This is a genomic window from Streptomyces cinnabarinus, assembly GCF_027270315.1.
GTDB classification, from domain to species: domain Bacteria; phylum Actinomycetota; class Actinomycetes; order Streptomycetales; family Streptomycetaceae; genus Streptomyces; species Streptomyces cinnabarinus.
The window spans coordinates 4,603,569-4,616,684 of record NZ_CP114413.1 but is presented as its reverse complement, the minus strand read 5'-3'; the positions used below and the strand labels follow the sequence as shown (position 1 = coordinate 4,616,684).

Here is a 13,116-nt window from a genome sequence, read left to right as displayed (position 1 = left end):
ACACCCCAGGCCCCACACCGGCCCGGCCACTCGAAGAAGCGGCAGGCCCTCGTCGTAGCCTGATCCCATGCCTCGCACGCCCGCCGTCCGCGACAGCCGTCGTCATCAGTGGGAGAAGAACCGGGTGCACCACCCCCGGTCCGAGCGAGCAGGCATAGGAGCCACCGAGCACGACACCGGTCTGGACTGCTCCGACCTGGTCTTCCACGCCGACTACCACCACATGGGCGCCACCGATGAACTCGCCGACGCGTTCGGCGTCCCGGTCGGCACCCCGCTCCTGAAACGCGCCTACCGCACCCGCCACGCCACCGAGAGCGCCCCGTTCTCTCTGGTCACCTCGTATCTCCTCCGCGACCTGATCGCCGCCAACCCCGCGCTGCTGGACCCGGCCAACGAGCCCTGGCCCGGCGGCACTCAGCATCAGTTGCACACGGTCGGCATCGAAGTGGATCGCGTCGAGGAACGGGTGACCGCCCGTCAGCCCACGCCTGTTGAGACCGCCGCACTGGAACTGCCGTGCGGCGCTCCGGTCCTGGCGCTGCGCAAGACGTCGTACGACATCCGGGGCCGCGTCGTGGAGGTCTGCCGCGTCACGCTGCCGGGCGACCGCACGGAGCTGCTGTTCACCACGTGTCTGGAAAGGTGGTGAGGGCCGCCGTGCGCCGGCGCGTCAGCATCGTCACCGCGGTCCACGGCCCCTCGGCCCGCTTCCTGCCCGAGGCGCACGCCTCCCTGTGCGCGCAGGAGCTGCCGGCGGGATGGGAGTGGCACTGGGTCGTGCAGGAGGACGGGACGGGCGACGCCGTCACCCCGTACCTCCCCGACGACGACCGTGTCACCTTCCGCCAGGGGCGGCCCGGCGGTCCCGGGGTCGCCCGCACCATCGCGCTGGCGCACGCGGACGGCCCGTACGTGAAGGTGCTGGACGCCGACGACCGGCTCACCCCGGGGGCGCTCGCCCGGGATCTGGCCGTCCTGGAGAGCGGGCACGGCATCGGGTGGACGACCTCGCGGGCGCTGGACCTGCTGCCGGACGGCTCCACCGCCGGTTTCCCCGACCCCGACGAGGGTCCCGTCGAGCGGGGCGCGGTGCTCGACTTCTGGCGGGCCAACGGCTTCCGCGCCCAGGTCCATCCGGCCACGCTGTGCGTGCGCCGGGACCTGCTGCTCGCTCTCGGCGGCTGGATGGCGCTGCCCGCCTCCGAGGACACCGGTCTGCTGCTCGCGCTGAACGCGGTGAGCCGCGGCTGGTTCAGCGCCGAGGCCGGACTGCTCTACCGCAAGTGGGAGGGGCAGGCCACCGGCCAGGCGGCGCATGTCGATCCGGCGGAGCGGGCGGCGCGGATGGCGGTGGCGGAGGCACGGGCGCGGGCGCTCGCGGCCACGTACTGGACCTACGCGGGCTGACCGCCGAGGACAATGGCCTGTGACGGGCACTGCTCCGCGGCCTCCCGCACCTCCGGCTCGGCCCCGCTGTCCTCGCGCCCGGCGATGACGGCTCCGAACCCGTCCGCCGCGGTGAAGACGGACGGCACGCGGTGGACGCACTCACCGGATCCGTAACACAGCTCGGGGTCCACGGAGACCTTCGTCATCTGCACTCCCGTCTCTCACCGGGTGACTGCCCCTGCCACGGGGCCGTCAATCAGCGGTCGAAGGGCAGATCGAGCATGCGGATCGCATTGCCGCGCAGCAGCTTGTACGTCACCTCGTCGGACAGGCCCGCCACATGCTCGGCCGCGACCTGCTTGGTGTGCGGCCAGGTCGAGTCGACGTGCGGGTAGTCCGTCTCGAAGGTGGCGTTGTCCACGCCCACCGTGTCGATCGCCTCGATGCCGTGCCGGTCCCGGAAGAAGCAGCAGAAGATCTGCCGGTAGTAGTACGTCGACGGCGGCTCCGGAATCAGGTCCTTCACCCCGCCCCAGGCCCGGTGCTCCTCCCAGACGTCGTCGGCGCGCTCCAGGGCGTACGGGATCCAGCCCATCTGGCCCTCGCTGTAGGCGAGCTTCAGCCGCGGGAACTTCACCAGGACTCCGGAGAAGAGGAAGTCCATCATCGAGGCCATGGCGTTGTTGAAGCTCAGCGAGGCCTGGACGGCGGGCGGCGCGTCGGGGGAGGCGGCCGGCATCTGAGAGGAGGACCCGATGTGCATGTTCACGACCGTGCCGGTCTCCTCGCAGGCCGCGAAGAAGGGGTCCCAGTAGCCGGAGTGGATCGAGGGCAGTCCCAGATAGGTGGGGATCTCGCTGAACGTCACCGCGCGCACCCCGCGGGCGGCGTTGCGGTGGATCTCCGCGACGGCCAGGTCGATGTCCCACAGCGGGATCAGGCAGAGCGGGATCAGCCGCCCGCCGCTGTCGCCGCACCACTCCTCGACCATCCAGTCGTTGTAGGCGCGCACACAGGCGAGCCCGACCTCCTTGTCCTTGGCCTCGGCGAAGGTCTGGCCGCAGAAGCGCGGGAAGGTGGGGAAGCAGAGCGAGGCCTCGACATGGTTCATCTCCATGTCCTCCAGGCGGGCCTTGGGGTCCCAGCAGCCCCGCCGCATCTGCTCCCGGGTGATCCCGTCGAGCGTCATCTCGTCCCGGGAGAACCCGACCGCCGCGATGATCCGCTTGTACGGGAAGAACTCGCCCTCGTACTCCCACCAGTCGGTGATCTGGCCGTCCGGATCGGTGGTGAACCGGTACTTCCCGCCGACGTACTCCAGCTCACCGATCCCGGCGGTGAAGGGTTTGGGGCCTTTGTCCCGGTACTTGGCCGGAAGCCAGGTCTCGAAGAGATGAGCGGGCTCGATCACATGATCGTCCACGCTGATGACCCTGGGCAGCTCCCTGGCACCGTTCACGACCTCGGCCACTGCGGCCACCTCCCGGCTCGCATCTGACGGTTCGTCAGAAACGAAGGTACGGCCCCGGGAGGAAAGCGGCAAGCGCCGGGCGCCGGACGACGGGAACGAGGAAGCCGCGTCGTTCGGCACCGGTCCCTCCCCTCGCGGGGACCGGTGCCAAACGACGCGTCGGTGTCGGTCCCGCGCGATGACGCGGACCGAGGTCTCGGAAGGCCGGGAAGGGCTCGCGGGCGGACGATCGGGCATCCGTCACCGCGGCCGGGGCGGCAGGCGCCGGCAGCCTCTCCGGACGACGCGCGGTCAACTGGCTACGCGGTGTGATCCTGCCAGTTGAGGCCCGCCCCGAGGAGGTTCCGGTTTCCCGCGCAGGGCTTACGCCCAGGTCAGCCGTATAAAGTGAGTTTTCCGGTCCGGACGTCCAAGTGCGGGGAAAGTAAGGGGTGGAGGCCTTGAGTTCCGACTCAGGGGCACGCACAGCCTTCGCGGAACGCCTTGCCCTGCTGTACCGGGAGGCCGGGAACCCACCCCTCAAGCGGGTGTCCGAGGCGGTCGTCCAGCTCCAACGGGTGGACGAGCGGGGGCGTCCGGTACGGGTGTCCGCGCAGCGCATCAGCGACTGGCGGCGGGCGAAGAACGTACCCGCCCAGTTCGCCGCCCTGGCCGCCGTCCTCCATGTCCTCGTCCCGCACGCCCGGCGCGCCCGGCCCTCGCCGGTGTCCCCCGGGCTGTACGACATGGTGCAGTGGCAGCACCTGTGGGAGCGGGCGGTGGCCGACCCGGTCGGGGCGCCCGAGGAGCCCCCGGCCGAGGCACCGGCCGTCCCGGTCGTCTGCCCGTACCGGGGCCTCGCCTCCTACCGCCAGGAGGACGCCCGCTGGTTCTTCGGCCGGGAGCGCAGCACCGCCTCCCTCATCGCCGGACTACGGGCCGCGGAGCGCTCCGGCGGACTGCTGATGCTGGTCGGCGCCTCGGGCGCCGGGAAGTCCTCCCTGCTCAACGCCGGTCTGGTGCCCGCCGTACGGGACGGCGCCCTGGACACCGGGCGGGAGGTGCTCCAGCTGGTCCCCGGTGCCGATCCGGTCGCCGAGCTGACCGGGCGGATCCCCGAACTCGCCGGGGCGGCCGGGGAGCGGGCGGGCACCGGGCGCTTCACCCGGGCCGTGCGCGCGGCCGTCGCCGCCTGGGCCGGGCGGACCTCGCCCGCCGGTGGCCGCCCGGTCGTCATCGTCGACCAGTTCGAGGAGACCTTCACCCTCTGCGCCGAGGAGCGCGACCGGCACACCTTCATCCAGCTCCTGCACGCCGCGTCCGCCCCCGACGAGGACGGCGGGCCCGGCCCCGCCCTCGTCGTCCTCGGCATACGGGCCGACTTCTACGAACAGTGCCTCGGCTACCCCGAACTCGCCGACGCCCTCCAGCACCGGCACATGGTCCTCGGCCCGCTGTCCGGCGCCGAACTGCGCGAGGCGGTGAACGGGCCGGCCAAGGCCGTCGGCCTGGAGCTCGAACCCGGCCTCGCCGAGCTGATCGTCCGCGAGGTCAGCGCCGACGGCCCGCGCGGCGCCCATGACGCCGGGGTGCTGCCCCTGCTCTCGCACGCCCTGCTCGCCACCTGGCAGCGCCGCAAGTCCGGTCGGCTGACCCTGGCCGGCTACCGGGCCGCCGGCGGGATCCAGGGCGCGGTCGCGGCGACCGCCGAGCGGGCCTGGTCCGGTCTGGACCCGGCGGCCCGTACGGCGGCCCGGTTACTGCTGCTGCGGCTGGTGCGCCTCGGCGAGGACACCCAGGCCACGCGCAGACGCGGCACCCGGCGCCAGCTCGCGGCGGAGTCGACGGACCCCGACAAGACGGAGGAGTCCCTCGAAGCGCTGGTCCAGGCCCGTCTGGTCACCCTCGACGCGGAGACCGTGGAGATCACCCACGAGGCGCTGCTGCACGCCTGGCCCCGGCTGCGCGAGTGGATCGACGAGGACCGCGGCGGCAACCTGCTGCGCCAGCGCCTGGAGGAGGACGGCCGGGCCTGGGATGACTCCCACCGCGACTCCTCCCTGCTCTACCGGGGCTCGCGTCTCGACCAGGCGCACACCTGGGCGAAGTCCGCCGGTGACACCTTCCTGACCCGCAGCGCGGTGGAGTTCCTGACCGCCTCGGTACGGCTGCGCCGGCGCTCCCTGCTGATCAGCCGGGGCGCGGTGTCGGCGCTGGTGGTGCTGGCGCTGGTGGCCGTGGGTTCGGCGGTGGTGGCCTGGCAGCAGCGCAACGACGCCGTGTTCGAGCAGGTGGTCGCCGAGGCGGACCGGGTCCAGTACACCGACCCGTCGCTGTCGGCGCAGCTCGACCTGGTGGCGCACGGGCTGCGCCCCGACGACGAGGGCACCGCCAACCGCCTGCTCTCCATCGTGAACGCCCCGCTGGCCACCCCCCTCCTCGGCCACACCGGCGCCGTCTACCTGACCTCCTTCAGCCCCGACGGCAAGCTCCTGGCCACCGCCAGCTACGACCGCACGGTCCGCCTGTGGGACGTCAGCGAACCCGGCCGCCCGAAACCCCTCGGCAAGCCGCTGTTCGGCCATACGAGCTGGGTGAGCAGCGCGGTCTTCAGCCCCGACGGCCGCACCCTCGCCAGCGCCTCGGACGACGGCACGATCCGCCTGTGGGACATCCGCGACCCCCGTCACCCCATGGTCCTGCGCACCCCTCTGACCGGGCACAGGGCCACGGTCTACCTGATCGCGTTCAGCCCCGACGGCAGCACCCTGGCCTCCGCCGGCGAGGACCGCACCGTCCGCCTGTGGGACGTCGACGGCCCGGACCGCCCGAGGCCGGTCAGCACCCTGACCGGCGCCGGCGCCGCCGTGCGCTCGGTGGCGTTCAGCCCGGACGGCGAAACCCTGGCCGCGGGCGGCGACGACGACACGATCCGCCTGTGGAACATCACCGACCCGAGCCGCCCCACGCCGTACGACAGGCGCCTGACCGGGCACACGGACCTGGTGCACTCCGTCGCGTTCAGCCCCGACGGCCGCACCCTGGCCAGCGGCGGCGCCGACGACACCGTACGGCTGTGGGACGTCGCCGACCCGGGGCGCGGCAGGGCGCTGGGCTCGCCGCTGACCGGCCACACCGGCCCCATCTGGTCGGTGGCGTTCAGCCCCGACGGGGCCACCCTCGCCGCCGCCAGCGCGGACAGCACCGCGAGCCTGTGGAACGTCAGCGACCCGGCCTATCCCTCCCAGGTCGGCGAGCCGCTGGCGGGCAGCAGCGGCGAGATGTACGCGCTGGGCTTCAGCCCGGACGGCCGGACCCTGGCCACCGGCAGCGGCGACAGCAAGGTGCGGCTGTGGTCGGTCCCCACCTCCGACATGTTCGGCCGCAGCGGCGCCTTCCGCCCCGACGGACGGGTCCTCGCCACGGCCGCCCGCGACGGCAGCGTCCGGCTGTGGAACGTCCGCGACCCGCTGCACCCCATGGCCCTGAACAAGCCGTTCATGCCCGACGACGGCGGCCAGCGCTCCCTGCTCTTCGCCCCCGACGGCCGCACCCTCGCGGTCCTGACAGGCAACCGCGCCGTGTACCTGTGGAACGTCTCCGACCCCGCCCACCCAACCGCGTACGGCCCACCCCTGGCCCTGCGCACCCGCTTCATGGGCCCCGACGCCCTCGCGTTCAGCCCCGACGGCCGCACCCTCGCCACCGCCTACGACGACCGCACACTCCAGCTGTGGAACGTCTCCGACCCCACCCGCCCGGCCCCGTACGGCGCCCCGCTCACCGGCCACCGCGGCTATGTCAACGCCCTGCGCTTCTCCGCCGACGGCCGCACCCTCGCCAGCGGCAGCGCGGACGGCACGGTCCGCCTGTGGAACACCGCCGACCCCCGCCGTACGAAGTCCCTGGGCGCCGCGCTCAACGCCCACGAGGGCCCCGTCAACGTGCTCGCCTACAGCCCCGACGGCCGCACCCTGGCCAGCGGCAGCGACGACGACACGGTCCGTCTGTGGGACGTCACCGACCCCTCCGGGACACACACCCCGGCCGCCACGCTGACCGGGCACACCGAGGCGGTGGTCTCCCTGACGTTCAGCCGGAACGGCCGCACCCTCGCCAGCGGCGGCAACGACAACACGGTCCGCCTGTGGGACGTCACCACGCCCGCCGACGCCGCCCCCATCGGCCAGTCGATGAGCCCCAACGCCAGGACGGGCAACTTCCTGGCCTTCAGCCCCCGGAGCCAGCTGCTGGGCGTCTCCAGCGGCACCGACACGGTCCGCCTGTGGGACCTCGACGTCGACCGCGCCGTCCGCCACATCTGCGCCACCACCCGGGGCGTCCTGACCGAGGAGAAGTGGGACGAGTACCTGCCCCGCCTCTCCTACGACCCCCCGTGCGAGGCCTGACGGGAACGTGATCCCGCTCACAACGCCCACCCGGTCCCGAACGGCCGCCTCCCGCCGTTCAACCAGCCTTGTTACTGTTGGCCACAGCCCGATCGCTGGTGCATCCCCCGTCGCCAGCGATCGGGCGCTTTCTTGTCCTCCATGTCATCCGGTCACACAAAAGACCCCCGGCCCATGTGGACCGGGGGTCTTATCGCTGTGGGGCTAACAGGATTTGAACCTGTGGCCTCATCCTTATCAGGGATGCGCTCTAACCAACTGAGCTATAGCCCCGCCGCGCTCTGCGGTGTATTTCCCGCGCGCTGACTCCTGAAGATTAGCGCACGTGGTGCGCAGTCCCAAAATCGGTTGTCGGGGACCCTCACTCGTCCTCGGCCAGTGTCAGTTCGACACCGCCCACGAAGCCCGCGGAGAGGTTGTAGATGAACGCGCCGAGGGTGGCGAGCGCCGTCGCGAGGACGACGTCGATGACCGCGATGATCGAGGTGAACATCAGGACGTTCGGCAGCGACAGGAAGGACTGGAGGTCGAAGCCGTTGGACTCGTTGGAGCCGGTGGCCTCGGAGATGGTGCCGCCGACCGTCGAGAAGACACCCATGGCGTCCATGACCATCCACAGCACCGCCGACGCGACGATCGTGCAGATGCCGAGCGCGATGGAGAGCAGGAAGCTGACCTTCATCACCGACCACGGGTCGGCCTTGGCCACCCGCAGCCGCGCCTTGCGGGTGCGCGGCGTCGTCCGGGCACCCGTGCGCGGCCGGCGGACCGCGCCGGTCGCGCCGGGGGCCTGAGCGGCCGCCGGGTAGGCCTGCGGCGGGTGGTAGGGCCCGGAGGAGGGCTGCGGCTGCCGCTCGCCGGGCAGCGGCGACGCCGTCGGCACCGCCTGCGCCGGCTGCTGCCGGTCCGCCGGGGCCGGGCCGGCCGCGTACTGCTGGGCCTGCGGGCCTCGGGTGTCCGTCACAGTTCCCCCCTGGGATCCATGCGTGTCGGGCGAAGACGAGTCACTGGTCTGCGCGGCGGAGCCACGGCCGCCGCCGTCCGTGTCCGTACCCCTGGAGGTACCGGCCGATCCGGCGCCCGTGGCTCCGCTCACGTGACTCACTCCTCGTGCTACTCGGCCGAGGGCGCCTCACCCTCGTCCGTGCCGCTGGCCGCGGCCATGTCGGCGGTCTCGTCGACGGCGTCGGTGCCGTCGACCTCCTCCGCCTCGCGCCCCGCCTCGGCGTTACGTGCGATGCCGACCACGGCATCGCGCTTGCCCAGGTTGATCAGTTGGACGCCCATGGTGTCACGGCCCGTCTCCCTGACCTCGTTGACGCGCGTGCGGATCACACCGCCGCCGAGCGTGATGGCGAGGATCTCATCGGTCTCCTCGACCACCAGCGCACCGACGAGCGATCCACGGTCCTCAACGATCTTGGCGGCCTTGATACCGAGGCCGCCGCGTCCCTGAACGCGGTACTCGTCGACAGGGGTCCGCTTCGCGTACCCACCGTCTGTAGCAGTGAACACGAACGTACCGGGTCGAACAACATTCATCGAGAGCAGCTCGTCGCCCTCGCGGAAACTCATGCCCTTCACACCCGAGGTGGCACGGCCCATCGGGCGCAGCGCGTCGTCCGTGGCCGTGAACCTGATCGACTGCGCCTTCCTGCTGATCAGCAGCAGATCGTCCTCGGCCGAGACCAGCTCGGCACCGATCAGTTCGTCGTCGGAGCCGTCCTCGCGCTCGCGCAGGTTGATCGCGATGACACCGCCGGAGCGCGGCGAATCGTAATCCTTCAACGACGTCTTCTTCACCAGACCGGCCTTCGTGGCCAGCACCAGGTAGGGCGCCGCGTCGTAGTCCCGGATGGCGAGGATCTCGGCGATCGCCTCGTCCGGCTGGAAGGCCAGCAGGTTGGCGACGTGCTGGCCGCGCGCGTCCCGGCCGACGTCGGGCAGCTCATAGGCCTTCGCGCGGTAGACCCGGCCCTTGTTGGTGAAGAACAGCAGCCAGTGGTGGGTGGTGGAGACGAAGAAGTGGTCGACGATGTCGTCTTCCTTCAGCTTCGTGCCGCGTACGCCCTTGCCGCCGCGCTTCTGGGAGCGGTAGTCGTCCGTCTTGGTGCGCTTGACGTAGCCGCCGCGCGTGATGGTGACGACGATGTCCTCTTCGGCGATCAGGTCCTCGATGGACATGTCGCCGTCGAAGGGCACCAGCATCGTCTTGCGGTCGTCGCCGTACTTCTCGACGATCGCGGCGAGTTCCTCGCTGACGATGCCGCGCTGGCGGACCGGGGAGGCGAGGATCTGGTTGTACTCGTTGATCTTCGCCTGGAGTTCGTCGTGCTCCTGGACGATCTTCTGGCGCTCCAGGGCCGCCAGTCGCCGCAGCTGCATCTCCAGGATGGCGTTGGCCTGGATCTCGTCGATCCGCAGGAGCTCCATCAGGCCCGTACGCGCGATCTCGACCGTGTCACTGGCCCGGATCAGCGCGATGACCTCGTCGATGGCGTCCAGGGCCTTGAGCAGACCGCGCAGGATGTGCGCCCGCTCCTCGGCCTTGCGCAGCCGGAAGCGCGTACGGCGGACGATGACCTCGATCTGGTGCGTCACCCAGTGCCGGATGAACGCGTCCAGCGAGAGCGTGCGCGGCACGCCGTCGACCAGGGCCAGCATGTTGGCGCCGAAGTTGGTCTGCAGGTCGGTGTGCTTGTAGAGGTTGTTCAGCACGACCTTGGCGACCGCGTCCCGCTTCAGGACGATCACCAGACGCTGGCCGGTACGGCTCGACGTCTCGTCCCGGACGTCCGCGATGCCGCCGACCTTGCCGTCCTTCACCAGGTCGGCGATCTTCTGCGCGAGGTTGTCCGGGTTGACCTGGTACGGCAGTTCGGTGACCACCAGGCACTGCCGGCCCTGGATCTCCTCGACCTCGACGACCGCCCGCATGGTGATCGAGCCGCGGCCCGTGCGGTACGCCTCCTCGATGCCCTTGCGGCCCACGACCAGCGCGCCGGTCGGGAAGTCCGGGCCCTTGATGCGCTCGATGAGGGCGTCCAGCAGCTCCTCGTGCGTGGCCTCCGGGTTCTCCAGGTACCACTGGGCGCCCGACGCGACCTCGCGCAGGTTGTGCGGCGGGATGTTGGTGGCCATGCCGACCGCGATACCGGCCGAGCCGTTGATCAGCAGGTTCGGGAAGCGGGCCGGCAGGACGGTCGGCTCCTGGGAGCGGCCGTCGTAGTTGTCCGTGAAGTCGACGGTCTCCTCGTCGATGTCACGGACCATCTCCATCGACAGCGGCGCCATCTTGCACTCGGTGTAGCGCATCGCGGCCGCCGGGTCGTTGCCCGGGGAGCCGAAGTTGCCGTTGGAGTCCACCAGCGGCATCCGCATCGACCACGGCTGCGCGAGGCGGACCAGCGCGTCGTAGATCGAGGAGTCGCCGTGCGGGTGGTAGTTGCCCATGACGTCGCCGACCACGCGGGCGCACTTGTAGAAGCCGCGCTCGGGGCGATAGCCGCCGTCGTACATCGCGTACAGCACACGGCGGTGGACGGGCTTGAGGCCGTCCCGGACGTCCGGCAGCGCACGCGAGACGATGACGGACATCGCGTAGTCGAGGTACGAGCGCTGCATCTCCGTCTCGAGCCCGACGGGCTCGATACGCATCACGATTTCGCCGCCCTCTTCAGGGGTGACAGAAGTGTTCTCGTCGGCCATTGCTGGTGAAGATCCTTCCTGGTGCGGTCAGCTGAGACCGACTCAGATGTCGAGGAAGCGGACGTCCTTGGCGTTGCGCTGGATGAACGCGCGGCGGGCCTCGACGTCCTCGCCCATCAGGACCGAGAACAGGTCGTCGGCCTGTGCGGCGTCGTCGAGGGTGACCTGGCCGAGAACGCGGTGCTCGACGTCCATGGTGGTCACGCGCAGCTCTTCGGCGTTCATCTCACCGAGACCCTTGAAGCGCTGGATGGAGTCCTCACGGACCCGCTTGCCGCGCTGGCGGCCCATCTCCAGCAGCGCGTCGCGCTCGCGGTCGGAGTACGCGTACTCCACATCGTCCCGGCCCCACTTGATCTTGTAGAGCGGAGGACGCGACAGGAACACGTGACCGGCCTCGACCAGCGGCCGCATGAAGCGGAACAGGAAGGTCAGCAGCAGGGTGTTGATGTGCTGGCCGTCGACGTCGGCGTCCGCCATCAGGATGATCTTGTGATAGCGGAGCTTCTCGATGTCGAAGTCCTCGTGCACACCCGTGCCGAACGCGGAGATCAGCGCCTGGATCTCCTGGTTCTGGAGGATCTTGTCGATCCGCGCCTTCTCGACGTTGAGGATCTTGCCTCGGATCGGGAGGATCGCCTGGTACTGCGGGTTGCGGCCGGACTTGGCCGAACCGCCGGCGGAGTCACCCTCGACGATGAAGATCTCGCACTTGGTCGGGTCGTTGGACTGGCAGTCGCTCAGCTTGCCCGGCAGCGACGCCGACTCCAGCAGGCCCTTGCGACGCGTCAGATCGCGGGCCTTGCGGGCCGCCACGCGCGCGGTGGCCGCCTGGATGCCCTTGCGGATGATGTCCGCGGCCTCGTTCGGGTTACGGTCCAGCCAGTCCGCGAGGTGCTCGTAGACGACCTTCTGCACGAAGGTCTTGACCTCGGTGTTGCCCAGCTTGGTCTTGGTCTGGCCCTCGAACTGCGGCTCGCTCAGCTTCACCGAGATGATCGCGGTCAGACCCTCGCGGATGTCGTCACCCGTGAGGTTGTCGTCCTTCTCGCGCAGCAGCTTCTTGTCGCGCGCGTACTTGTTGATCAGGCTCGTCAGAGCCGCGCGGAAACCCTCTTCGTGGGTGCCGCCCTCATGGGTGTGGATGATGTTGGCGAACGAGTAGACGCCCTCGTTGTAGCCGCTGTTCCACTGCATCGCGACCTCGAGGGACAGGAGCTTGTCCTTGTCCTCCGCCTCCAGGTCGATGACGGTGGGGTGCACCACGTCCCCCTTGCGGGAGTTGAGGTACTTCACGAAGTCGACGATGCCGCCCTCGTAGTGGTACGAGACCGTCTTGACGTCGTGCTTCTCGTCCTCGCCCGCCTCGTCCGCACCGGCCGTGGCCTTCGCCGACTCACGCTCGTCGGTGAGGTTGATGCGCAGGCCCTTGTTGAGGAACGCCATCTCCTGGAAGCGCCGCGAGAGCGTCTCGAAGGAGTAGTCGGTGGTCTCGAAGATGTCCGGGTCGGCCCAGAAGGAGACCGAGGTGCCGTGCTCCTCGGTGGCCTCGTGCTTGGCCAGCGGGGCGGTCGGGACGCCGAGCTTGTAGTCCTGCGTCCAGCGGTGGCCGTCGGTCCTGACCTCGACGGCGACCTTCGTCGACAGGGCGTTCACCACGGAGACGCCGACGCCGTGCAGACCGCCGGAGACCGCGTAGCCGCCGCCGCCGAACTTGCCGCCCGCGTGCAGCACGGTCAGCACGACCTCAAGGGCCGGCTTGCCCTCGGACGGCACGATGCCCACCGGGATGCCACGGCCGTTGTCGACGACCCGGACACCGCCGTCGGCGAGGATCGTCACGTCGATCGTGTCCGCGTGCCCCGCCAGCGCCTCGTCGACGGAGTTGTCGACGACCTCCTGCACGAGGTGGTGCAGGCCGCGCTCGCCGGTCGAACCGATGTACATACCGGGTCGCTTGCGAACCGCGTCCAGACCCTCGAGGACGGTGATGGCACTCGCGTCGTACGCCGTGGCACCTGCCTCGGGTACGCCTGCCACGGCGTCGGTGGACGGGATGTTCTCGTTGGGGTTGCCGGAATCGGCCACGAAGCGCCCTTTCTGGCACAGCACGAGCCAGGCTCGTCGGCAGGTTGCCGGAGCGGCTGCGGCATGTTG

Annotated in this window: 8 protein-coding genes and 1 tRNA gene; 3 read left to right on the top strand and 6 right to left on the bottom strand. The window is 70.5% G+C overall.

The genetic code is table 11. The features are described from left to right. The first annotated feature begins 67 nt into the window (after window positions 1-67). Window positions 68-652 (top strand): UTRA domain-containing protein, encoded by a 585-nt coding sequence (locus tag STRCI_RS20845; protein ID WP_269660464.1) that lies wholly within the window; start codon window positions 68-70, stop codon window positions 650-652. 8 nt (window positions 653-660) lie between these two features. Continuing rightward, window positions 661-1,410 (top strand): glycosyltransferase family 2 protein, encoded by a 750-nt coding sequence (locus STRCI_RS20840; RefSeq protein WP_269660463.1) that lies wholly within the window; start codon window positions 661-663, stop codon window positions 1,408-1,410. Here STRCI_RS20840 and STRCI_RS20835 read toward each other — a convergent pair. Together STRCI_RS20835 and STRCI_RS20830 are read right to left on the bottom strand one after the other, a co-directional pair. Next, complete coding sequence (locus tag STRCI_RS20835; RefSeq protein WP_269660462.1) at window positions 1,398-1,598, bottom strand: ferredoxin; 201 nt, start codon at window positions 1,596-1,598, stop codon at window positions 1,398-1,400. The genes STRCI_RS20840 and STRCI_RS20835 overlap by 13 nt on opposite strands. A gap of 50 nt (window positions 1,599-1,648) precedes the next feature. Then, window positions 1,649-2,863, bottom strand: a complete 1,215-nt coding sequence (locus STRCI_RS20830; RefSeq protein ID WP_269660461.1) for an amidohydrolase family protein — start codon at window positions 2,861-2,863, stop codon at window positions 1,649-1,651. 431 nt (window positions 2,864-3,294) lie between these two features. Here STRCI_RS20830 and STRCI_RS20825 point away from each other — a divergent pair, with 431 nt between their 5' ends. Next, window positions 3,295-7,251 (top strand): WD40 repeat domain-containing protein, encoded by a 3,957-nt coding sequence (locus tag STRCI_RS20825; RefSeq protein WP_269660460.1) that lies wholly within the window; start codon window positions 3,295-3,297, stop codon window positions 7,249-7,251. Between the two features lie 199 nt (window positions 7,252-7,450). Here STRCI_RS20825 and STRCI_RS20820 read toward each other — a convergent pair. The 4 genes from STRCI_RS20820 to gyrB all read right to left on the bottom strand — a co-directional run bounded on the left by STRCI_RS20820 (window position 7,451) and on the right by gyrB (window position 13,047). Then, window positions 7,451-7,524: transfer RNA gene (locus tag STRCI_RS20820), tRNA-Ile, on the bottom strand. An 88-nt stretch (window positions 7,525-7,612) separates the two neighbouring features. Then, the gene (locus STRCI_RS20815) at window positions 7,613-8,347 is read right to left on the bottom strand and encodes a DUF3566 domain-containing protein (RefSeq protein ID WP_269660459.1); all 735 of its coding nucleotides are present in this window, start codon (window positions 8,345-8,347) and stop codon (window positions 7,613-7,615) included. Between the two features lie 17 nt (window positions 8,348-8,364). After that, complete coding sequence (gyrA, locus tag STRCI_RS20810; RefSeq protein WP_269660458.1) at window positions 8,365-10,959, bottom strand: DNA gyrase subunit A; 2,595 nt, start codon at window positions 10,957-10,959, stop codon at window positions 8,365-8,367. 42 nt (window positions 10,960-11,001) lie between these two features. Next, entirely contained in the window at window positions 11,002-13,047 is a 2,046-nt protein-coding gene (gene gyrB / locus STRCI_RS20805) for a DNA topoisomerase (ATP-hydrolyzing) subunit B (protein WP_269660457.1), read from the bottom strand. Between the last annotated feature and the right edge of the window lie 69 nt (window positions 13,048-13,116).